This is a genomic window from Flavobacterium kochi (genome assembly GCF_048286715.1).
GTDB lineage: Bacteria > Bacteroidota > Bacteroidia > Flavobacteriales > Flavobacteriaceae > Flavobacterium.
Genome location: NZ_JBLVPW010000001.1, coordinates 196,993 through 219,587, shown reverse-complemented (window position 1 = coordinate 219,587; position 22,595 = coordinate 196,993). Strand labels below are relative to the sequence as shown.

Sequence of the window (22,595 nt, the reverse complement as noted above, 5' to 3'; positions counted from 1 at the left end):
AAATGAAAGTAACCATAGACGGTCAAAGCATAGAAGTAAAACCAGGAACAACAATCCTGCAAGCAGCACGTATGATAGGTGGAGAAGTAGTTCCGCCCGCAATGTGCTATTATTCTAAACTAAAAGGGAGCGGTGGAAAATGCCGTTGTTGTTTAGTGGAAGTGGCAAAAGGAAGTGAAGCCGATCCAAGACCGATGCCTAAATTAATGGCATCTTGTGTGACAGGTTGTATGGACGGAATGGAAGTGAATAGTAAATCTTCACCGAGAGTTCAAGAAGCAAGAAAATCAGTAACAGAGTTTTTATTGATCAATCACCCATTAGATTGTCCGATTTGTGATCAGGCAGGAGAATGTGATTTGCAAAATTTAAGCTTTGAACACGGTAAATCAGAAACGCGTTTCATCGAAGAAAAAAGAACATTTGAGCCAGAAAATATTGGTCCGAATATTCAGTTACACATGAACCGTTGTATTCTTTGTTACCGTTGTGTAATGGTTGCAGATCAATTGACTGACGATCGTGTTCATGGAGTAATGGATAGAGGAGATCATTCTAATATATCGACTTGTATTTCTAAGGCGGTTGATAATGAGTTTTCTGGAAATATGATTGATGTTTGTCCTGTAGGAGCATTGACTGATAAAACATTTCGATTCAAATCTAGAGTTTGGTTTAACAAACCTTATAATGCACACAGAGACTGTCCTACCTGTTCCGGGAAAACTACTGTTTGGATGTTTGGTGATGAAATTCAACGTGTTACCGGAAGAAAAGACGAATACCATGAAGTAGAAGAGTTTATTTGTAATGGTTGCCGTTTTGACCACAAAGACATAAAAGATTGGATTATCGAAGGGCCCAGAGCATTCGAAAAAGATTCAGTTATCAATCAAAATAAATACAATAGAAAACTGCAAAAAGTTGAAATCGCTACCGAAGAGAATATCCTTTTAGGCAGAGAAGAAGACCGTAAGAAAATAAGTATGGTGGAAATTCCATTAACCGAAGAAGACATTATTAATCAAAAAAGTCTGGGAAATAATGAATAGTACACTTATCATAGATAAAAGCGTAATTATTGTGGTAGTGTTTGCTATTACAATGCTTATGGCGATGTATTCCACCTGGGCAGAACGTAAAGTTGCGGCTTGGCTTCAAGATAGAATTGGTCCGAACAGAGCAGGTCCAATGGGTTTGTTTCAACCGCTAGCTGATGGGCTAAAGTTATTTTCGAAAGAAGAATTTGAACCAAATACGCCAAACAGATTTTTGTTTTTTGTAGGTCCTGCAATTGCAATGAGTACCGCTTTAATGACCAGTGCAGTTATTCCTTGGGGAGATCGTTTTCATTTGTTTGGAAGAGATATTTTACTTCAGGCAGCTGATATTGATGTAGCATTATTGTACTTTTTTGGAGTAGTATCTGTTGGAGTTTATGGAATCATGATTGGTGGTTGGGCATCTAATAATAAGTTCTCTTTGATGGGTGCAGTTCGTGCTGCTTCGCAGATGGTTTCTTATGAAGTTGCTATGGGACTTTCGATGATTGCTTTGCTGATGATGACAGGAACGTTGAGTTTAAGAGAAATTTCAGCCCAACAGGCAGGAATGAATTGGAATGTTTTTTATCAGCCATTGTCATTTTTAATCTTTTTGATTTGTGCTTTTGCAGAAACAAACAGAACCCCGTTTGACTTAGCGGAATGTGAAAGTGAATTAATTGGAGGATACCATACCGAATATTCATCAATGAAAATGGGATTTTATTTGTTTGCTGAATATGCGAATATGTTTATCTCTTCAACGATTTTATCCGTTTTATTCTTTGGGGGTTATAATTATCCGGGAATGAGTTGGGCTGTTGAGAATTGGGGTATTAATATTGCCAATGTTATTGGGATTATTGCTCTTTTTGCAAAAATATGCAGTTTCATTTTCTTCTACATGTGGGTAAGATGGACTATTCCAAGATTTAGATACGATCAATTGATGCATTTGGGATGGAGAATTTTAATTCCGCTATCGATCATCAATATTATGATTACCGGTATTGTAATTTTGAGAAGTGAAATTGCAACTTATTTAGGATTTTAATAGTACTGAAAAGCACCAGCCCTGATAGCAGTGGAAATGTTTTATTCACCGCGGTGAATAAAAAATGGAAACGAATAATAGGATTAAGCTTCAAATAAAAATAAAAAATGTCAATAGAAAGTATATCCTTATCGGGAAGAAAAAAAATAGTCTCTAATAAAGAGATGACTTTTTGGGAACGATTGTATCTGGTTGCGATAATCAAAGGGTTGGTTATTACGATCAAACACTTGTTTAGTCGAAAAGTAACCATCCAATATCCAGAGCAAGTACGTGAAATGAGCCCGGTTTATCGTGGTCAACATATGTTGAAACGCGATGAAGAAGGGCGTGAGAACTGTACGGCCTGTGGCTTGTGTGCATTGTCTTGCCCTGCAGAAGCAATCACTATGAAAGCGGAAGAGCGCAGAGGAGATGAAAAACATTTGTACAGAGAAGAGAAGTATGCTTCGATTTACGAGATCAATATGTTACGTTGTATTTTTTGTGGATTGTGTGAAGAGGCTTGTCCGAAAGACGCAATTTATCTAACGACTTCAAAAGTGTTGGTTCCTTCCAGTTATGATAGAGAAGATTTTATCTTTGGAAAAGACAAATTGGTCATGCCGCTAGATATTGCAATGAAAAACGCTCAACTTAAAAACGCTAATTAATGATACATATACCTGATTTAGCTAATGCAACACCGATACAAATTATTTTTTGTGTTTTATCTCTTATTACATTAGCCACTGCATTTTTGACAATTTTCAGTAGAAACCCGATTCACAGTGCTATTTATTTAGTGATTTGTTTCTTTTCCGTTGCAGGACATTATTTGTTATTGAATGCGCAGTTTCTCGCAATTGTTCACATTATTGTTTATTCTGGAGCCATTATGATTTTATTTTTATTCACCATCATGTTGATGAATTTAAATGAGCAAAAAGAAGTTCATAGACCCCGGATTACACGGTTGGGCGCTATCGTTTCTTTTTGTTTGATATGCATCGTTCTTATATTAATTTTTATAAACTCAAAACCTATCGTCGGTGAGTACGTAGCAACTGGCGAAGATTTTCAATCTATTAAAGTATTGGGGAAAATTCTCCTAAACGAATATATGGTTCCTTTTGAATTTGCTTCTATATTACTTTTGGTTGCCATGATTGGGACTGTTTTATTGTCTAAAAAAGAAAAACTGCAAAAATAAGATGAACAATATTTTAAATCAAATAGGGATAGAAAATTATATATTCCTTTGCGTGATACTTTTTTGTATTGGCGTTTTTGGAGTGTTATACAGACGAAATGCCATTATCGTATTTATGTCAATTGAAATAATGTTGAATGCAGTAAACTTATTGTTTGTGGCTTTTTCTACCTATCATCAAGATGCGCAAGGACAAGTTTTTGTGTTTTTCTCGATGGCTGTTGCTGCTGCAGAAGTTGCGGTAGGATTAGCAATTTTAGTTTCAATATTTAGAAATTTAGGGTCAATTACTATAGATAATTTAAAAAACTTAAAAGGATAAATGGAAATGAATACCAATATAGCTTTAGTTTTAGTTCTTGCTCCTTTTTTAGGATTTTTAATCAATATTTTCTTTGGAAAAAGTCTGAAAAAATCTCTTTCCGGAATAATAGGAACCGGTTCTGTTGTGGTTTCTTTTATTGCTACCGCTTATTTCTTCACTGGAATTTCAGCACAACCGGAGGGAATTCGCATTGCTCTTTTTGACTGGATACAAATCAGTAATTTTAGAGTGGATTTCGGATTTCAATTGGACCAATTGTCAATTTTATGGTTGCTTTTCGTAACCGGAATCGGATCTTTAATCCATTTATACTCTATCAGTTATATGCATGATGATGAAAATATGCAACAGTTTTTTGCGTATTTGAACCTGTTTGTATTCTTCATGATCACTTTAGTAATAGGAAGTAACTTATTAGTAATGTTCATTGGATGGGAAGGCGTAGGTCTCTGTTCTTATTTGCTAATTGGATTCTGGCATAAAAACCAAGACTTTAATGATGCAGCTAAGAAAGCGTTCATCATGAACCGAATCGGAGATTTGGGTTTGTTAGTTGGAATTTTTATTCTTGCAAGTTTATTCAATACGTTAGATTTTGCTACATTAAAAACTGCAATTACAACGGCAACAAATTTAAATAACTACTGGATTGGTGTTGCCGCTTTTGCTCTGTTTATTGGAGCTTGTGGGAAATCAGCACAAATACCATTGTATACTTGGTTACCGGATGCAATGGCTGGACCAACACCGGTTTCGGCATTGATTCACGCAGCGACAATGGTTACTGCGGGGATTTTTATGATTACCAGATTAAATTTTTTATACAGTGTTGATTTGCCGAGCATGCATTTAGTAAATGACATAATAGCGATTGTTGGAGCAGTTACTGCTTTAGTAGCGGCCACAATTGGATTGGTTCAAAACGACATTAAGAAAGTCTTGGCTTATTCAACTGTTTCACAATTGGGATTAATGTTTTTAGCTTTGGGTTTAGGTGCTTATGAAGTAGCTGTTTTCCACGTAATCACGCATGCTTTTTTCAAAGCCTGTTTGTTCTTGGGTTCAGGTTCTGTAATTCACGCTTTGCACGGAGAACAAGACATGCGTAAAATGGGTGGCTTGAAAAAAGCAATGCCAATTACTTTTATTACTATGTTAATTGCTGCATTAGCGATTTCTGGAGTTCCATTGTTCTCAGGGTTTTTCTCTAAGGATGAGATATTATTAGTTGCTTTCGAACATACTATTCCATTATGGATTGTTGCTTCAGTTGCGTCTATAATGACTGCCTTCTATATGTTTAGATTGATGTTTGTAACTTTCTTCCAGGAATTCAGAGGAACTGAAGAACAAAAACACCATTTACACGAAAGTCCTGCTTTGATTACCGTTCCTTTAATTGTTTTAGCGGTATTGGCAGCAATAGGGGGGGTAATCAGTTTGCCAGGAAACAGCTGGCTGAATGGGTATTTAACTCCTGTTTTGCCTAAATTGCTGAATGCTGAACACCATTTGGGAAGCACAGAATACATGTTGATGGCCATTGCGGTTGTGGGCGGATTAGTAGGAATTGGTTTGGCTTACGCTAAATATATCAAACAAAATACCGTTCCGAGCGAAGATGCTGAAATTAGAGGATTTTCTAAAGTGCTTTATGATAAGTATTATGTTGATGAAATTTACAATTACTTGTTTGTAAAATCAATAAACGGATTGTCTAAATTTTTCAGAGATGATGTGGAAACAGCTTTATCAGCTTTAGTTTTTGGATTCGGAAAAGTAACTAACGAAATAAGTTATCAAGGAAAGAAGATACAAAATGGAAGTATTGGACTTTATCTTTTTGTTTTCGTATTAGGGCTTTGTGCCATTGTTTCTTATTTATTTTTAGCTCAATAATCTTATACTATGAATGTATCTCTAATATTAATTATACTTTTAGTTGGTGCGTTTGCAACTTTTCTTGCAGGCGATAAACTAGCTTCAAAAGTGGCTTTGTTCTTTGGGTTGGCTGCTGCAGGCTGTTCCATTGTATTATTAAATCACTATAATTTAGGTGAAAATATAAGTTTCATCAAACAGTGGATTACAAAACCTAACATTTCTTTTGCTTTAAAAGCTGACGGACTTTCCTTGGCAATGCTTTTATTGACTACGGCTTTGACTCCAATTATTATTTTCTCTTCTTTTGGAAATGAATATAAAAATTCAAAATCATTTTACGCTTTAATCCTGTTTATGTCGTTCGCAATGACAGGAACATTCTTAGCTTCAGACGGTCTTTTATATTATATTTTTTGGGAATTGTCTTTGATTCCTATTTACTTCATTGCATTATTATGGGGTAACGGAGACACAGAAGAGCGTAAAAAAGCAGTAGTGAAATTCTTTATCTACACGCTTGCAGGATCCTTATTTATGCTTGTGGCTTTCGTTTATATGTACCAGCAGGCAGGTAGTCTTTTATTAGAAGACTTATACAAATTGAATTTATCGGCAACCGAACAATTATGGATATTCTTGGCTTTCTTCTTGGCGTATGCTATTAAAATCCCATTAATTCCTTTTCACACCTGGCAGGCTAATGTATATCAAAAAGCACCAACTGTGGGAACCATGCTTTTGTCTGGTATCATGCTAAAAATGGGATTGTACAGCATTATCCGTTGGCAATTGCCGCTCGCGCCGCTCGCCGCTAAAGAATATATGTTCGTATTCATTGGACTTGGAATTGCAGGTGTGATATATGGTTCAATCGTAGCGCTGAGACAAAAAGATTTAAAAAAATTATTAGCGTATTCTTCTTTGGCACACGTTGGATTAATAGCTGCGGGAACATACACGTTGACTTTAGACGGATTACGTGGAGCAGTTTTACAAATGATTGCACACGGTTTTGTGGTTGTTGGATTGTTTTTTGTCGCTGAGATTATTTTCAGAAGGTATGAGACCAGAGCAATTGCTGAAATGGGAGGTATTCGTGCTCAAACGCCAAAATTTACATCAATGTTTTTGATTTTGGTTTTGGCATCAGTCGCTTTACCATCTACTTTTAACTTTGTTGGAGAATTCACTGTTTTGTATAGTCTTTCTCAAATTAATATTTGCTTTGCCGTTTTAGGAGGGACAACTATAATTTTAGGAGCGTATTATATGTTGAAAATGTTTCAACATGCCATGTTAGGTGAAACCAATTCAAAACTTTTTGCTGATGTAACTGGCAATGAGGGAATAACTTTGCTAATTGTAATTGCTGTCCTGTTCTTTTTTGGAATGTATCCAAAACCAATCATTGATTTGATCACCCCAAGTCTGGAAGAAATTTTAACTCAAATAAACCGAATTAACTAAGTCAAATAAAAAATGAATACATTAATAGCTATAATAGGATTAGGTGTTTTATGCCTTTTATTTGAAATTTTTAATTTGAGGAAAGCCATTGTTCCAATAACAATTATTGGATTATTGGGGGTTCTTGGTTTAACCATATCTGAATTTAATTCTACACAGGGTTACTATAACAATATGATTATTGTGAGTAAATTTTCAACTGTGTTTTCTTCTTTGTTTATTGTGCTTACTATTTTCTTAGTGGCTTTAGGACATAATTTTTACGAAAATCATCAGTCTAAAATTTCTGATTTCATTGCCATAAAAGTCTTTTTGTTGGCTGGAGCAGTGGCGATGGTATCTTTTGGAAACTTAGCGATGTTCTTTTTAGGAATTGAAGTGTTGTCAATAGCGCTTTATATTCTTGCTGCAAGTGACCGTATGAATTTAAAAAGTAACGAAGCAGGGATGAAGTATTTCTTAATGGGATCTTTTGCTTCGGGAATCATTCTTTTTGGTATCTGTTTAATTTACGGAGCGATGGGAAGTTTTGATGTTACTGAGATCAGTGAATTATCGCAATCGGCTGAATTGCCAATTTGGTTTCCAATTGGAATTATATTGGTAACTATAGGAATGTTGTTCAAAGTTGCTGCTGTTCCTTTTCATTTTTGGGCACCGGACGTTTATGAAGGTTCTCCTGCATTGACCACTGCATTGATGAGCACTTTGGCAAAAGTAGTTGCTATGGCGACTTTATACAAATTACTTTACGTTATGAATGCTGATATTTCAGAGTCATTCAAAATTATTGTAGTCGTTATTTCCATGGCTTCGATGACAGTTGGAAATATTATGGCCTTAAGACAGACGAACGTGAAACGCATGTTGGCTTTTTCAGGAGTTTCGCACGCAGGATTTATGTTGATGACTTTGTTGAGTTTATCCACTTCAGCAGGTAGTTTGTTGTATTATGCATCAGCTTATTCTTTATCAGGAATCGCGGCTTTTAGTGTGATTTTATACGTTTGTAAAAATAGAGATAACGAAGATATTGTGAATTTTCACGGTTTAGGAAAAACGAATCCATTGTTGGCAGCTGTTCTTACCGCAGCTTTACTTTCTATGGCAGGTATCCCAATTTTTGCCGGGTTCTTTGCTAAATTGGTTTTGTTCAGTCAAACGATTCAGGCAGGTTATTTAGCTTTAGTAATCGTGGCAGTTGTGAATTCTATTATAAGCGTCGGTTACTACTTTAAATTGATTCTGGCGATGTATTCAAAAGAACCAAACGAAGAAAGAAAAGGAACACCGGTTATCATTTATGCAGTTGCTGTTGTAGCAATTGTTTTGAATATCGCATTGGGTCTGTTCCCCTCTTTAGTGTTGGATTTATTGGCCTAAAAGAAAAGTTAAAAATAGACATAAAACCATCAAGAGTAATTTTGATGGTTTTTTTATGAACACTTTTGAACTAACGCCGAGCTACTAATTCCCAATAAAAGTATAATGCCCGATCAGTTTCTATCTGTTTTTATTACATTTGTATATACAAATGACTAATTGCTTAGTAAATAAATAAAGATGGAAAATAAATTAAAAATTCAAATCTGGTCGGATATCATGTGTCCATTTTGTTATATAGGAAAAAGAAGAATGGAAGAAGCGTTACAGCTTTTTGAACATAAAGAAGCTGTTGAAATTGAATGGAAAAGCTTTCAATTAGATGCTAGTTTTATTGCATCTGCGGAGGATAATATGGTCGAACATTTAGCGGAAAAATACAGAAAAGACTATGATTGGGCACAAAACATGCTTGATAACATGACTCAAAATGCAAAAACAGCAGGATTGGATTTTCATTTTGAAAAAGCAGTTCTTGCGAATTCTCTGAATGCACATCGTTTATTGCATTTGGCCAAAAAGCACAATCTGGCGAATGATTTAGAGGAAGTATTATTTAAAGCATATTTAACCGAGGGCAAGAATGTTAATGATTTAAATACATTAGCTGAATTAGGTTTGGAAGTCGGACTGGAAGTTGAAGAAATAAAAAAAGTGTTGTATTCCAATGAATATGCAAATGAAGTTGGGCAAGACATTAAAGAAGCGAATTCAATAGGTGTACAGGGCGTTCCCTTTTTTGTTTTTGACAGTAAATATGCGATTTCCGGAGCACAACCCGCAGTTGCTTTTCTACAAACTTTAGAAAAAGTGTGGAAAGAAGGTACATTTGAATCGAAAGTAACTTTGCTGAATACGGCAACTGAGAATAGTTGCGATATTAATGGTTGTGACTAAAGAATAAGTTGCGTTGGATATACTATTTATTACATGGTAAGTTGAAATAACTTCAAACAATAGTCCCGTTGGTACGAATACCAGCGGGACTTTTTTAAAAACTAACAATCTATTTGCAACCTAACTTCTTTTATCTATTCTAATATCTACACTTCCTGATACTTTAGTGTCTTTTTTTGTATTTGTACGATCGCTTTTGTAATAGTACTGATCCTGATCGTTTGAATTCTGGTTGTTTCCATAATCCTGACCGCTATTGTTATTTTGGTCATTTCTATAGTCACGATCGGAATTGTTATTTTGTTCGTTTCTATAGTCGCGATCGTTATTGCCATTATTTTGGCTGTATTCATTCGCTCTACCTCCTTTTACACTTCCAACAATATCGACAATTTGACCACGACGGTTGTAGATAATCTGTAATCCACCTACTTGTTCCAAGGCGTAGCGGTTGTAACTCATGTATACTGAACCAACTCGTTTAATTCTATCGTTCGAATCATAGTTGATAAACACATTTCCAATACGTCTTACTTTGCCAAAATTATCGTGCTCCACTTTTACGCCATAATTTTCGTTTCTAAAATTTGCCGGCGCACCGTAAGTTTTATTGATACCACCTCTTCTGTTTGATTTGCAGTACATGTCGCTGCCGGTAGAGGGACGTGTATTGAAATCAAATTGTCCGTCAGGAAATACAAAAAATTCGATTCCTCTTTCGGTGAACACAATTGGTTCCGCATTTCTAAAATCAACAGGCGATCTTCTTTCGAGAGAAAAATTGTTTTTTTCTGCTGCATTCGCTACACCACCTCCAATAAGGAAGATACTAGCTACTAAAAGGGTAATTTTTTTCATAATGAATATAATTTGAGTTTTGCCTACTCTTGAGCTTTTCGGCTTTCGCTTTTTTACTTATTTGATTAGGTATATCCAAGTAGCATGCCAAAAATTAGAATCGTGGTTTTGTTCATGAGACTATCGAACGATTATTTTTGTTTAAATGACTTTAAATCAATGTTTTATTTTTTTTTTAAAAGAAGTGATAATAATTTTACTCTAGAGCTAAGATTAAGTGTTTTTTTAGTACAATTCCTTTTTTATGGTATTTTAGTTTGTCATTTTACAGGATTCGACAAGTAAGAATAGTTGTGATCGTACAGCATAGCTATGATTGTAAATTGTTTTTATTTTCAATTTTCACTTAAATAAATATATTGAAGGCTTTGACTTGTCTAATAAATATTTAAATTTACTTTGACCTTAACGGCGTATTTTTATATACGAATAGGGGAGCGTGTGATGAAATTGGCTTAAAAAAATGAAATAGTGCGATAAATCGCATTAGTTTAAAAACTATAGGGAATGGTTAATAAGAGCGAAAAGGCAAAAATAATTCGTTGGGGGATATTGGGATGTGGTAACGTTACTGAAGTAAAAAGCGGTCCCGCGTACCAGAAAACGGAAGGATTTAAAGTCGAAGCGGTGATGCGAAGAGATGCTGATAAAGGAGCGGATTATGCTAAAAGACATGGGATTGGTAAATTTTATACTAGGGGAGAAGACTTAATTGATGATCCTGAAATTGACGCAGTTTATATTGCGACGCCTCCGGATACTCATAAATATTACGGACTTAAAGTGGCTCAGGCCGGAAAAATCTGCTGTATCGAAAAACCATTGGGATCAAATTACCAAGATAGTCTTGCAATTTATGAAGCCTTTAAAGAAAATAATATCCCTTTGTTTGTTGCGTATTACAGACGTACACTTCCTCGTTTTGAACAAATAAAAATATGGCTGGACGATAAGGCTATTGGTGATGTCAGACATATAAGATGGCATTTAAGCAAGCCCGTAACACCTCAGGATTTATCAGGAGAATATAACTGGAGAACCGACTCCGAGATAGCTACTGGCGGCTATTTTGATGATTTAGCGAGTCACGGATTGGATTTGTTCATTCATCTGTTAGGAAATATAAAAGAGGTGTTGGGGATTAGTGTTAATCAGCAGCGATTGTATTCAGCTAAAGATGCAGTGGCGGCTTGTTGGCTTCATGAATCCGGAATTACAGGTACCGGAAGTTGGAATTTTGGTTGCTTTGAGCGAGAAGATAAAGTCGAGATTTTTGGAAGTAAAGGAAAAATAACATTCTCTGTCTTCGACCAGGAGCCTTTGGTGCTTTCTAACGAACAAGGACAAACAACGCTTTTTATCGAGCATCCAGAAAATATTCAGTTGCACCATATAAACCAAATTCGGGAACACCTTTTAGGAAACAGCGAACATCCTTCAACAGGATTAACTGCTGCACATACGAGCTGGGTCATGGACAAGATTATAGGGAACCTTTTACATTTTTAAAATAGTTCAAAACAAAAAAAGAGGCTATCCCAAAATAGACAGCCTCCTCAATACTACAATTTTTTTAATCAATAGTTGGTGTCAATTGTTTCGACAAAAGTTTTGCCATTAGAAGTTATCACGAACGTACATCTGTCTTTCTTGATGTTACTTAAGTCAAACATCTTACCGACATTCAATTCGGCAGGCAAGGTTTCATTATAGAGCTCTGTATCGTTTGAGTTATAAATTTTAACAGTAACAGGAGTTTGGTTTAAGTTTAATAGATTAAGTGTTACTATTCCGTTTTTGTTCACCAAAACGGGTTTGTAAACTTCAGAAATGGCATCAGCAGATAACCTGGCTACTTTACCAACAACCTCAATTTTATACTTTGCGATTTTAAGGTCGCTTTCAGCTTGTAAGTAATATACCCCGTCTGGGAAAGCCGTTAAATCGTATGCTCTGTTAATGTTATCGCCAGAAGTAACATTTTCTTGATAAATTAAATTGTCACTGGTGTCATAAATCGACAAGTCGACTTTCTTGATCTCTCTTAAAGTAAAGCGTACAGTCTTTCCTGTTGCTTTTTCTAAATCCAACGAGAAATCAGCGTTCCCTGCATGTGCTTCTGCGGCAGTTAATGCTACTGCGACTAGCATTAAACTAAATTTTACAATCTTTTTCATAATAGTAAATGTTTTAGATTTATAATTGATTATTTATCTGATGCTAAATTATCCTATGAGATTCATTATGAATAGTACAGGATTTTCTAATTTATGTGCTATTTTATCTTTTACGAAATCGATAAAGGTTAAAAAAAGCTATAGTATTCGCATTTTAGGTATTTTTACATTAATTCTAAAATTCTGGAACATGAGACCTATACTAGCAAACTTGGAAATCATTACACCTTCTTTTGGAAGTTCATTTTCTTTCTCTAATTATGTAGAAAATGCGAACAATAATGCTAACCACTGGCATTATCATCCTGAAATCGAATTGGTTTATATTAACGGAGGTTCTGGAAAGCGGCAAGTAGGAAGCCATATCTCCTATTATAATGACGGAGACTTGATTTTAATAGGAAGTAATTTACCTCATTGCGGATTTACTAATGAAGAAACGGGTAATAAAAAGGAAACGGTTATACAAATGAAGCCTGACTTTCTTGGAGATGATTTTTTTAAAATTTCAGAAATGAAAAATATCAGAAACTTATTTAATCAAGCCAAATCAGGAATTTCATTCTTGGGAGAAACAAAGAAAGCAATAGGTACAAAAATTGAAGCCATGGAAGAACAGTCTCAATTAGAGCGGTTGTTGAGTATGTTGTCAATTTTAAATGAACTCGAACTATCCAACGAAAGCGTAGTTTTAAATGCAAAGGGCTTCTCTATGGAAATGCAGATGCAGGATAATGATCGTATCAATACCGTTTTTAATTATGTGAAAGATAATTTTCAGGAACACATTACGCTCGAAGAAGTTGCTGTATTGGTAAGTATGACTGTGCCTTCTTTTTGCCGGTATTTTAAAAAAATAGCCAATAAAACGTTTACAAAGTTTGTAAATGATTACCGTTTGGTTCACGCGTCCAAGTTATTGGCCGAAAAACCGATTAGTATTTCGGAAATATGTTATGAAAGTGGTTTCAATAACTTCAGTTATTTTAATAAATCGTTCAAAGAATTCACAGGTAAAAGTGCCTCAGAATACCGTCAGGAACTTAGATCTGTTCTTAAGTAATGTGATTTTTAGATGGTAATAGTTGCGTCAGATGTGTCTTTACTTCAAACGATGCAGATGTTATGAGAATAGCCTACCAGTCGAGTTTCAACAGTGATACAGCTTGTCTGGGCATAGCGATGTCAACCACCAGGTTGCCTGCTTTCACGTCTAGTTTTTTTGGATTTCCAACGGTTTGCAATTGACCAGCTTTTTCTAGTGTTGTTATTTGTGCAGGCGTTGGGTTTTGAGGCGAGCCCATTTTTCTCCATACCTCGTATGAATTACTGTGCTGGCTATCGATGGTGTAGTGGGTGAGTGTTACCTTCTTGGCGTTAATACCGCTGATGTTTATCCGAACAGGCTCCACGGTTCCCAACTGGTCAAGGTCGTGGTAGTTCCATAGCATGATACCAGCTGTTTTTCTGTCAATGCTGGCAAGTGCTCCTATTTCAGACTGCTCGCCACGTACGCTGTTGTCCACAATCTCTTGCAATGGCGTCATCCGGTTGCTTTGTACAGCTACGCGTTTGCCGCTCATTTTGCCAAACATACGGAATACATTCAATACAGGCTTGTCAACCCCGTTGGTAGCTAAATCACGAAAGCCATAGAACCAGGGCTGGTTTTCAAATTCGAACGACCAGGAAACGGCACCCAGGAAATTGACACCATATTTATCGGCTAACAGGTATTTTCTGGCAAACGATGCGGCAGTATAGCTACTGTACATCGTGCCGTTGCGGTAAGCATTTTGTGGGTTGGTAGCCATGCCACAAGCGGCACATCCTTCGGGGTCGCTTTCACCAATGATGACGGGTAGATTCTTGGTTTCTGGATAAGATGATACTATCAGGAACCCGGTAGAAATGTCCTTTAATTGCGTCGACATATCCATACGTACTACGCCATTTACTAATTTCGGGTTTCCTTTGGCATGAAAAAGAAAAGCATCCAGGGACGCACCTCTTTTGCCTGTTACGTAATTAGTACCGCTGATGCAATGTTGCAAAAAAGCGTTCGTCCACTTTTGGGCACTCTCGCTCTTGGTACCAGCGATATCGAGACCACCAATCTTGGCAGTTGGAAGTGCTCTTTTCACGGCATCAGCTGAATAATCGTACAGTTTAAAGTATTCGTCCATGGTACCTTTCCAGTAACCGTTAGGTTCGTTCCACAATTCCCAGTACCAACTTTCTACCTCTTTTTTGCCATAGCGTTCCACGCTATGCTTTACCCATTGGTATACCAGTTCAGCCCATTTATTGTAGTCTTTTGGCGGGTAGGCCCAGCCCGTCATAATGTCGCCGTAGGGATCGCCAGGTTTCCAAAAATGTTTATAGGGCTCCGGATGTGTACTCAATGCCTGTGGCATAAATCCAATCTGGGCAAGTGGTTTCATACCGCGCTTGATATAGGTATCAAAAATGCTGTCGATAATATTCCAGTTATAGATGGGGTTGCCGTTGATATCCTCCGTGTAAGCATTCGTGCTGCCCCATTTAAGGGCGGCAACACCGTCGCCGCTTACCAGCAGACTGTGCGTCCGAACATATACCGGCGTAGGGGAAAGTGCTGCCAGTTCAGTCAGTAACTTCTTTCCATCTTTCATGTATGTATAATTTGGCTCATCGTAACCGAACCATGACCACATTGGATACATGTTGCCGACCGGTTTGTTCAGCATTATTTTTACTTCAACGGGTTTTTCTGTAGTTTGCGAAAAAACGGGTCTTAAACAGTTACATAGAAATACGACTATAAAGGCAAGGACTGCCACTTTACTTTTTAGGATCATTTTTTTTGTTTTTTTGTTAATCAGTTGGTATCAATACTGTTGATCCTTTCTCATTTGAGTTGGATAGTTATTCATTTTAAATTACAATTTTTATAAACAATCAGACCTTGATACCAGCCAAAGGGGCTTTGGGTATACTTAATTTTGAATTTATTTCAATAAGCGTACCTCGTAAATACCGGTAATAGTAGAATTCGGTTTTGCTTTAAATTTTACTTGTAAAATTGTATACTTCCCACTAAGAATTTCGGAAGGAAGTTCGATTGTTTTATCTCTAAATTGGTCTCCTTCCGATCCGTCTAAATTTACGGATGATAGCAAAATATCATTAACATAAATATCAAAATATTTATTTTTGTCAGCACCAAAATAGGTAATGCGTAATTTACGGGCCTCTAAAAGTGAATTTTTTAAATCATAACTGAAGGAGCCTTGCCCATAACGGTAATGACGTTCTTTAAAAATTCCAGTATCCGTTTTTTCTCCTTTGAAATTATGGTCTGATTCGGGTTGTTGTTCTCCTGGAGTAACCACATCAACTGTCAGAGCTTCTAATTTCATTTGTGCCTCTTCTCTTTCTTTCATAGCCCTTTGTATTTCAGGCAATTTTTCTTTTGTTGTAAACGGCCAATAAAGCATGTATCGCGCGTCATGTATCTGGAAGAATGGAACCAGTTGCAGGTTCTTGTATTTTTCCTGATAAATAAGATCAGAAGCGGTGAAAGTAAACGGTTTATTTTTTACCGCTTGCAATGAAACTGCTAAATCAGTGTTGTTGGAAACAAGCAAAGGAGCATCTTCTATAGGGTAAATAGGTCCATTGGCAATATGTCCCATTCGACTGTCATCAGCTCTTAGGCCGGTTAGATCCGTTGTGTCCGTAACTGCTGCAAGCACTATAGGGCCATGTACAAAAGAAATCCAGGAAGATTTATCCGGAAGTTGCTCTGTTCTAGTCTGCATTGGTAAAATAATTGAAATCACATCCCCCGTTTTCCAATTGCGTTCAATTGAAACATAGGAATACAAATCCTTTTTAATACTCATTTCTTTATTGTTAACAGCTATTTTTAACTTGCCAGCCTCCACCCATGAAGGATAACGGAATTTAATGGCAAATTTCTGAGGCTTGTTTAAAGTTAATTTGATTGAAGATTTTTCTTCAAACGGGAACTTAGTGCTTTGCGTTACTTTAATTCCCTTTTCTTTCCAGTCAAGGGTAGATGAGATAAAAAGATTAACATAGAGATTTCGGTCATCATGGGCATAGATCATTTCGCCGTACTTTCCATGATTTTCCATACCTGAACCTACACAACACCAAAAAGATTGTTGTGGTTCTGAATATACTCTGTAATGACGAGGCCGAATAGGAGTGAAATAAACAAATCCCCCTTTAGGATGCTGAGAAGACAAGATATGATTATAAATAGTGCGTTCATAGTAGTCCATATAACGGGAAGAGGGGTCAGAAAGAAATAAATGCTTACTCAATTTAAGCATATTATAGCTGTTACACGTTTCAGGACCTTCTCTCGATTCCAGCATAGAAGAAAAATCTTTTGCAGGATTAAAGTGTTCTCTGACGCTGTTTCCTCCAATAGAAATGGTTCTGTTATTTACAACAGTGTTCCAGAAAAAGGTAGCTGCATTTGCCCATTGTTTATCGCCGGAAACTTCGGCAACACGCATAAAACCAATTACTTTAGGAATCTGAGTATTCGCGTGAAGTCCGTTGAGGGAATCGGTATTGTTCAAAAGGGGATTAAGAATGACTTTGTGAGAAAATTTTTGTGCTAAACTCAGGTATTTTTTATCCCCTGTGATAGCCGAGACATCTGCAAAAACCTCATTCATACCGCCATGTTCACTGCGAAGCATTTGTTGGATCTGATCATCTGACAGATTTGCCGTAAGGTTCAGACACCAGTCGGAAAGTTTGATAAGCATACTCTTGGCTTTTTCATTTCCGGTTAGGGTATAGGCATCAATAAGCCCTGCATATACTTTGTGGATATTATACCACGGCACCCATTTGTTATTCAATGAAAAACTTCCGGCATCGATCTTTCCTTTGGCTATCTCATCCCATAATGGTTTACTTCTGGGAACACCTCCAATGTATCCATTGCCATTTTTTTGCTGACACTTTTCCAGCCAGTAAAGCATGTAATTGAGTTTTTCATTTACTTGCCTACTCCCGGTTGCTGCATACATCTCTGATAGAGCCGAAAGATAGTGTCCGCCTATATGACCATCAAGACCTGTGTTTTCCCAATTACCATAACTTTTTGATTTTGATTCTATACCGGCCTCTCTTAAATAAGGTGCAAGTAGCCGATCAGGTTCAAGAGCTAAAATATACTTCATGTCGGTTTGTTGAGCAGCTTTAAAGGGGCCTTCAAGTAAACGGACTGATGCTAGCGGAAAATTCCGAAGTTTGGCTGACTGCCCATAAGCGACAGCGTTTGATATTATTATAAGTCCAAGCCAAAGCGTTTTTTTAATACTATTTGTCATCATGATTTTTTTAAATCTTATATATTTAAAGCTAACAGACTTAATTCCCTGACAGGTTGGTTTTGTATGCTTTTAACTTTTATAGTTATAGTCTGTTAATTTTTTTGTTTGATACGATATACAGTGAATGAGTATGCCGGTAATATAGCGTTACTTAACTCTGAAACGGAACAAGTCGAAACCACTGGTTTCGCGTTTTTGTCGATTGGATCACCTTTCAATACCGTTTTTACTGCCTCCCTGCTTTCAAAGTTGCCATTTTTCAGGTCAATCGATGAATTGACTGCAACAGGCAGGAGGTTGACCAGTTTTACGATCATATCATTGCTTTTGGTGTCACGAATAACAGATATGGCAATACGGTTTTTTACATTTTCCTGATTGTTTGAAAGGGTAATCTCGCTCGGGATATATTGGTCGCCTGCGTTTTGACCGTAGAGTTTCTGTACTTCATAGCCTACTGTTGGTCTTACTTCTGTATTGTTGAAATAGATCAGGTTGGGATTCCATTGCGTATGTTTGTCTTTTGCCAATAATGGAGCATAGGATGTCATGCTTACTACATCGCCATTACGTTCCAGTGAGGTCAGATATAATGCTTCAGCCAAGGCCGTTTCGATATTGTTTGGTCTTCCAGGCAGGTGCGCTGCATATTCGCCAAGGTATACTTTGGGTTTCGAACGGTCATAGCTGTCATAATAATCCTGATTATAGATAAACCAGCCCGGTGATTGATAGTAGTGTTCATCTACCATTGGCACACCTAGTTTTGTAGCGATATCCCATCCTTCTTGATAATCGGTGCCTTCAAACGTCGGACCTACGGTCCCAATAACAGTTATTTCAGGATGTTTATCCTTGATCGCCTTGAAGATCATTGTAAAACGTTCTTCAAAAATATCAGTGATAAGGTCTTCGTTGCCTATACCGACATATTTCAGGTTAAAAGGTTTAGGATGTCCAGCTTCAGTACGTTTCTTGCCCCACGGGGTAGTTACATCCCCGTTGGCATATTCTACCAAATCCAGTATGTCTTGGATGTAATTGTCCATATCGGACATAGGAATACCTCCTTGTTGCCCGGCACCTCCAGTTGCCGAGTTTTGGCACGGCACACCTGCAGCTATAACGGGTAATGGTTCAGCTCCCGCATCTTCACAAAATTGGAAGTACTCAAAATACCCTAAACCAACAGTCTGATGGTAGCCCCAAAGGTTAGGCATGGGTTTTCGTGCTTCGAGTGGGCCGATGGTATTTTTCCAATTATAGATGTTTGCAATTCCGTCACCGTGGGAAACACAGCCCCCGGGAAAACGCATAAAACGAGGTTTTAGATCTGCAAGAGGTTGGGCCAGGTCAGCACGCAATCCATTTTTATGACTTTTAAATGTTTTCTGGGGGAAAAGAGAAATCAGGTCCAGGTCTAATGATCCTGTCATTTGCGGAATGATTTCCAGACTGACATCGGCTATAGTTGCTTTAGCTGTAATTGTCGTATTGTATTTTTTCCAATCGGCAGCAATCGATTGGGTAGTCGCTTCACCATAGATTTCACCATTCTTGCCAACCAGACGGACAAGAATTTTTCCAGTTTTACCAGCCGTACTACGAGCAAATACTGAAAAATCATATTTTTCGCCAGCCTTGGCTGCAATACCATCAAAACCTTCATTGACCAATGCTGCTCCAGCTTGTTTAATCCAAAGCTTTGCATAATGTTTGTTGTTTGGATGGATAGGGTTTATCGAGTCGATGACGTAGCTGGCCGTTTCGCCTTTTAAGCTCCATGCTTTAGTACTGTTCCAGGTTGCGTCCCTGCCTTTTGTATCACTTAGGGTATATTCAAAATCCCTGTTTTGAACAAGTTCAGCATATAGACCACCATCGGCTGCATAATTGATGTCTTCAAAAAAGATTCCCAACAACGAATTGCTGATTTTTTTACTTTTTGTCACATCCATGGTGAACTTCGCATCTACAGGCTTCAAGCCAGCAAAACGTTCACTATCCGTTTTGGCGGTTTCTAACCATAGTTGATTTTTATAGGCTGACAATTGTTGGGTTTTGATCAGCTCTTCAATAATGTACCAGGCTACTTTATTTATCGACCCAGTTTCAGGTTTTCCGGATACAACGATAGTGCTGCGCGTGTTTTTGTATTCCGATATTGGGATGTTTGCGGCTTCAGAATATTTTTTAAAATCTTTGGTTGTCGTGTACCAGGCCTTCGATTCTGTTTTAACTTTACTCAGCCACGATATGGTATATTCGCCTTTTTCCTGGTTGTAAGCTACCTCAGGCATCAGGCAGTTTTTGTCAGCAAGGACAACAGGGTAGGACTGACGGCCCCAATTTATGAGATCTTTGGACGTAGCATGAGCAAAAGTCCCGTCCTTTTCATTCAGACTCCAGAGACAATGCCATTGTCCATCTGGACCAGGAAATAGCAGTGGTGAAACCATTCTTTTCTCAGATCCCCATCTCCCATAGTCGGAACGTATATAATTATACTGGGGGCCTATGGGATGCCAGTTAATTTGATCGATACTCCAGGCGAAATGAAGTCCGTCGGAACTTTTTCCGGAGGAATAGGAGAATATATAGGCTGAAGCCGGATTCTTGCCGTAAGCTGACAATGCAGAAAGACATACAAGTAATAATCCTAGAAGGTGCTTTTTTTGTTTTTGAAAAAAGAATGTTTTTTTCATAATCGTATTATTTGAATTTGATTTCTTTAATTCCCTTATGGGTCGGTGTTACCTGTTTTATACTGCCGTCATCATTGAATTCCAGTTTATCGATACACACTTCTCTATTATATCCTGCTGATTCCCCTATGGTGATTCCCTTTGGATAATTGAAACGATGGTATACAATATACCACTCGTCTTTTCCGGGAATTTGAATAACTGAATTATGCCCGGTTCCGTATATGCCGGCTGCTGCGTCTTTTGCTATTACCAGGTTGTTTTGAGGGACATTTATTTTTCCTATTGGACTATCAGAAGTTCCATAGCGTACTTTATAGTTTTCACTTCTGGTATCATCTTCTGACCAGAGGAAGTAATACTTGCCATTTCTGAAAAAAACAGTGGCGCCTTCACGGAACGTATTATTAGGAGTAATTACTTTGATCGTTTCCTGTTTGATGGAAACCATGTCTTCATTGAGTTCAGCGCAAGCCATATAAGAATTGCCCCAATATAAGTAGTTTTTTCCAGTTTGGGGATCAGTGAATACATCCGGGTCAATCTGTTGACCACGGCTGATACCTGAAGGATACTGGTCAATTAGAGGTTTTCCTGAATCAACAAACGGTCCTGTAGGATGGTCGGAAACAGCAACGCCAATCTTCTGCGCAGCACAGAAATAGAAAAAATACTTGTAGTGATCTCCTATTTTCTTTTCTGTAATACAGGGGGCCCATGCGTTTTTCTTTCCCCAGCTCACGTCTTTAGGAAGATCTAAAATAACGCCTTCGTCTTTCCAACTGACAAGGTCAGTTGATGAAAAGGTTTTGAAATAGGTGCCGGACCAATTGTTAAATCCGTCACTGGTCGGATACAGGTAAAACTTTCCGGTTTTCTCGGCGTATATAATATCGGGATCAGCGTAGTATCCTTCCAGTACAGGATTGTGATTTTCTACGGCATGAACAGACCAGGTTTGTGAGGATTGACCTTTGATTGAGATGGTGTATTGAACAGGTCCCGAATTAAAATTCTGAGGAGTGTTAGGTTGTATCTGGATACCTGGAAAAGACAGGAATGACGGATTAAACGCATTCAAGTTTGTATTGGGCTTGACAGAAAGATAGGCCGTTTTGTTTGTGGCATCAATTCTTGTGTTTATTTTTTTAATTTCTTTTGCATTTGCAGAAGAGATAACATCTGCTGCGTTGCCCCATTTGCTTTCTAACCTTTCGGCTTCTTTTGCAGTGATCGGAAGAACAGTTCCGTGTCTTGGATGAAAGTTCATCGTCACTTCCTGATCTACAACAGTGAAATGCTCTAAGTCTTTTGTTTTGGTAAACTGATACTTTCCTTTGGTGTATACATCATACATTAGGATATAATCATCGCTGTTATTTAGTTTAAACACACCGGCACCTTCAACTGGATCTTTGGTTTGCTGTACATACTTGTCTTGTAAAACATATCCTTCAGTGAGTTGATTTGAAATGGCGATTTTAATCCCGGCACCTTCACCTTCTGTTTTAAAGAAAAGGTGGTACTTACCATCTTTAAAAATAATATCGCCATCGATACATGCTCCGTTTGTAGGACTGAAGAACAATTGTTTTGGAGCTGTTTCCAGATCAGTAAAATCAGCATTGGCGTACGCATAATAAATTTTATCTGGGTCTTTGCCATTTTTCATTGACCAATATATCATGTATTTTTTGGCTTTTGCATCGTAAATGGTTTGCGGTGCCCACACACGAAGCAGGTTTTCATTTCCAGGGAATCTTTTTTGAATGTTAATCACAGTTGAGGTCCAGTTAATCAGATCAGAAGATTTGAGTAATGTCATTGCCCTGTTTGAATCCCAGCCGTTAGCAGAAACCATATCGGTTACTACCATATAAAAGGTTTTTCCGTCCGCCCCGCGCAAAATATGTGGATCTCTCACACCTCCTGAAGAGCTGATCTGGTCTGAGCTAATAACGGGCATATTGTTATTTAATGCCCTGAAATTATAACCGTCGTTGCTGATGGCAAAACGAATCGCTTCTTCCTCTTTTGAATTGCCTGTAAAGTAGGTAAATAGGTAGGCACTATTATTTTTATTTGGAGGCGTTATTTCAGATTGGAGTGGTTTTTTTTTAGAAACCTGCTGTCCTGTCACGGGTCCAAGAGTATTCAAGGCTAAACATAAAGCCAGCCATTTATAAGTGTTGTTTTTCGGGGATATTTTTGGATTACAATACATGTTTTTTTATAAATAAGATTGAA

The 22,595-nt window shown here is 37.5% G+C and carries 17 protein-coding genes; 11 read left to right on the top strand and 6 right to left on the bottom strand.

Annotation, left to right across the window (positions count from 1 at the left end):
- Positions 1-2: 2 nt before the first annotated feature.
- The 9 genes from ACNQGH_RS00915 to ACNQGH_RS00875 all read left to right on the top strand — a co-directional run bounded on the left by ACNQGH_RS00915 (position 3) and on the right by ACNQGH_RS00875 (position 9,245).
- Positions 3-1,052, top strand: coding sequence for an NADH-quinone oxidoreductase subunit G (locus tag ACNQGH_RS00915; RefSeq protein ID WP_417954103.1), 1,050 nt, complete (start codon positions 3-5; stop codon positions 1,050-1,052).
- Positions 1,045-2,097, top strand: coding sequence for an NADH-quinone oxidoreductase subunit NuoH (nuoH, locus tag ACNQGH_RS00910; protein ID WP_417954102.1), 1,053 nt, complete (start codon positions 1,045-1,047; stop codon positions 2,095-2,097). Before ACNQGH_RS00915 ends, nuoH begins: the two co-directional genes overlap by 8 nt.
- Positions 2,098-2,204: 107 nt before the next feature.
- Positions 2,205-2,750: a NuoI/complex I 23 kDa subunit family protein gene (locus ACNQGH_RS00905; RefSeq protein ID WP_417954101.1), complete on the top strand. Its 546-nt coding sequence runs from the start codon at positions 2,205-2,207 to the stop codon at positions 2,748-2,750.
- Positions 2,750-3,289 (top strand): NADH-quinone oxidoreductase subunit J family protein, encoded by a 540-nt coding sequence (locus ACNQGH_RS00900; RefSeq protein ID WP_417954100.1) that lies wholly within the window; start codon positions 2,750-2,752, stop codon positions 3,287-3,289. Before ACNQGH_RS00905 ends, ACNQGH_RS00900 begins: the two co-directional genes overlap by 1 nt.
- A 1-nt stretch (position 3,290) precedes the next feature.
- Complete coding sequence (gene nuoK, locus ACNQGH_RS00895; protein ID WP_035668725.1) at positions 3,291-3,611, top strand: NADH-quinone oxidoreductase subunit NuoK; 321 nt, start codon at positions 3,291-3,293, stop codon at positions 3,609-3,611.
- 6 nt (positions 3,612-3,617) lie between these two features.
- Positions 3,618-5,513, top strand: a complete 1,896-nt coding sequence (gene nuoL, locus ACNQGH_RS00890) for an NADH-quinone oxidoreductase subunit L (protein WP_417954099.1) — start codon at positions 3,618-3,620, stop codon at positions 5,511-5,513.
- A 9-nt stretch (positions 5,514-5,522) separates the two neighbouring features.
- Positions 5,523-6,965, top strand: coding sequence for a complex I subunit 4 family protein (locus ACNQGH_RS00885; RefSeq protein ID WP_417954098.1), 1,443 nt, complete (start codon positions 5,523-5,525; stop codon positions 6,963-6,965).
- 12 nt (positions 6,966-6,977) lie between these two features.
- Positions 6,978-8,348 (top strand): NADH-quinone oxidoreductase subunit N, encoded by a 1,371-nt coding sequence (locus ACNQGH_RS00880; RefSeq protein ID WP_417954097.1) that lies wholly within the window; start codon positions 6,978-6,980, stop codon positions 8,346-8,348.
- Between the two features lie 180 nt (positions 8,349-8,528).
- Positions 8,529-9,245, top strand: coding sequence for a DsbA family oxidoreductase (locus ACNQGH_RS00875; protein WP_417954096.1), 717 nt, complete (start codon positions 8,529-8,531; stop codon positions 9,243-9,245).
- Positions 9,246-9,365: 120 nt separating this feature from the next.
- Here the strand turns inward: ACNQGH_RS00875 and ACNQGH_RS00870 are convergent, their stop codons facing one another.
- Positions 9,366-10,103 (bottom strand): hypothetical protein, encoded by a 738-nt coding sequence (locus ACNQGH_RS00870; RefSeq protein ID WP_417954095.1) that lies wholly within the window; start codon positions 10,101-10,103, stop codon positions 9,366-9,368.
- A gap of 507 nt (positions 10,104-10,610) precedes the next feature.
- Here ACNQGH_RS00870 and ACNQGH_RS00865 point away from each other — a divergent pair.
- On the top strand, positions 10,611-11,612 hold the full coding sequence (locus tag ACNQGH_RS00865; RefSeq protein ID WP_417954094.1) for a Gfo/Idh/MocA family protein: 1,002 nt from the start codon (positions 10,611-10,613) through the stop codon (positions 11,610-11,612).
- 68 nt (positions 11,613-11,680) lie between these two features.
- On the opposite strand, the gene ACNQGH_RS00860 is transcribed toward ACNQGH_RS00865, so the two are convergent.
- Positions 11,681-12,280: a hypothetical protein gene (locus tag ACNQGH_RS00860; RefSeq protein WP_417954093.1), complete on the bottom strand. Its 600-nt coding sequence runs from the start codon at positions 12,278-12,280 to the stop codon at positions 11,681-11,683.
- 190 nt (positions 12,281-12,470) lie between these two features.
- On the opposite strand from ACNQGH_RS00860, the gene ACNQGH_RS00855 reads away from it, so the two are divergent.
- The gene (locus ACNQGH_RS00855) at positions 12,471-13,343 is read left to right on the top strand and encodes an AraC family transcriptional regulator (protein ID WP_417954092.1); all 873 of its coding nucleotides are present in this window, start codon (positions 12,471-12,473) and stop codon (positions 13,341-13,343) included.
- Between the two features lie 73 nt (positions 13,344-13,416).
- Here the strand turns inward: ACNQGH_RS00855 and ACNQGH_RS00850 are convergent, their stop codons facing one another.
- From ACNQGH_RS00850 to ACNQGH_RS00835, 4 genes are all read right to left on the bottom strand, one after another.
- Positions 13,417-15,120: a GH39 family glycosyl hydrolase gene (locus ACNQGH_RS00850; protein WP_417954091.1), complete on the bottom strand. Its 1,704-nt coding sequence runs from the start codon at positions 15,118-15,120 to the stop codon at positions 13,417-13,419.
- 150 nt (positions 15,121-15,270) lie between these two features.
- The gene (locus ACNQGH_RS00845) at positions 15,271-17,643 is read right to left on the bottom strand and encodes a beta-L-arabinofuranosidase domain-containing protein (RefSeq protein WP_417954090.1); all 2,373 of its coding nucleotides are present in this window, start codon (positions 17,641-17,643) and stop codon (positions 15,271-15,273) included.
- A 92-nt stretch (positions 17,644-17,735) separates the two neighbouring features.
- Complete coding sequence (locus tag ACNQGH_RS00840) at positions 17,736-20,348, bottom strand: alpha-L-arabinofuranosidase C-terminal domain-containing protein (RefSeq protein WP_417954089.1); 2,613 nt, start codon at positions 20,346-20,348, stop codon at positions 17,736-17,738.
- A gap of 7 nt (positions 20,349-20,355) precedes the next feature.
- Positions 20,356-22,572, bottom strand: coding sequence for a glycoside hydrolase family 43 protein (locus ACNQGH_RS00835; protein ID WP_417954088.1), 2,217 nt, complete (start codon positions 22,570-22,572; stop codon positions 20,356-20,358).
- Positions 22,573-22,595: the final 23 nt, after the last annotated feature.

Coding starts and splice junctions, on each gene's coding strand:
- ACNQGH_RS00915 (WP_417954103.1), top strand. CDS start 3: ATGAAAGTAACCATAGACGGTCAAAGCATAGAAGTAAAACCAGGAACA.
- nuoH (WP_417954102.1), top strand. CDS start 1,045: ATGAATAGTACACTTATCATAGATAAAAGCGTAATTATTGTGGTAGTG.
- ACNQGH_RS00905 (WP_417954101.1), top strand. CDS start 2,205: ATGTCAATAGAAAGTATATCCTTATCGGGAAGAAAAAAAATAGTCTCT.
- ACNQGH_RS00900 (WP_417954100.1), top strand. CDS start 2,750: ATGATACATATACCTGATTTAGCTAATGCAACACCGATACAAATTATT.
- nuoK (WP_035668725.1), top strand. CDS start 3,291: ATGAACAATATTTTAAATCAAATAGGGATAGAAAATTATATATTCCTT.
- nuoL (WP_417954099.1), top strand. CDS start 3,618: ATGAATACCAATATAGCTTTAGTTTTAGTTCTTGCTCCTTTTTTAGGA.
- ACNQGH_RS00885 (WP_417954098.1), top strand. CDS start 5,523: ATGAATGTATCTCTAATATTAATTATACTTTTAGTTGGTGCGTTTGCA.
- ACNQGH_RS00880 (WP_417954097.1), top strand. CDS start 6,978: ATGAATACATTAATAGCTATAATAGGATTAGGTGTTTTATGCCTTTTA.
- ACNQGH_RS00875 (WP_417954096.1), top strand. CDS start 8,529: ATGGAAAATAAATTAAAAATTCAAATCTGGTCGGATATCATGTGTCCA.
- ACNQGH_RS00870 (WP_417954095.1), bottom strand. CDS start 10,103: ATGAAAAAAATTACCCTTTTAGTAGCTAGTATCTTCCTTATTGGAGGT.
- ACNQGH_RS00865 (WP_417954094.1), top strand. CDS start 10,611: ATGGTTAATAAGAGCGAAAAGGCAAAAATAATTCGTTGGGGGATATTG.
- ACNQGH_RS00860 (WP_417954093.1), bottom strand. CDS start 12,280: ATGAAAAAGATTGTAAAATTTAGTTTAATGCTAGTCGCAGTAGCATTA.
- ACNQGH_RS00855 (WP_417954092.1), top strand. CDS start 12,471: ATGAGACCTATACTAGCAAACTTGGAAATCATTACACCTTCTTTTGGA.
- ACNQGH_RS00850 (WP_417954091.1), bottom strand. CDS start 15,120: ATGATCCTAAAAAGTAAAGTGGCAGTCCTTGCCTTTATAGTCGTATTT.
- ACNQGH_RS00845 (WP_417954090.1), bottom strand. CDS start 17,643: ATGATGACAAATAGTATTAAAAAAACGCTTTGGCTTGGACTTATAATA.
- ACNQGH_RS00840 (WP_417954089.1), bottom strand. CDS start 20,348: ATGAAAAAAACATTCTTTTTTCAAAAACAAAAAAAGCACCTTCTAGGA.
- ACNQGH_RS00835 (WP_417954088.1), bottom strand. CDS start 22,572: ATGTATTGTAATCCAAAAATATCCCCGAAAAACAACACTTATAAATGG.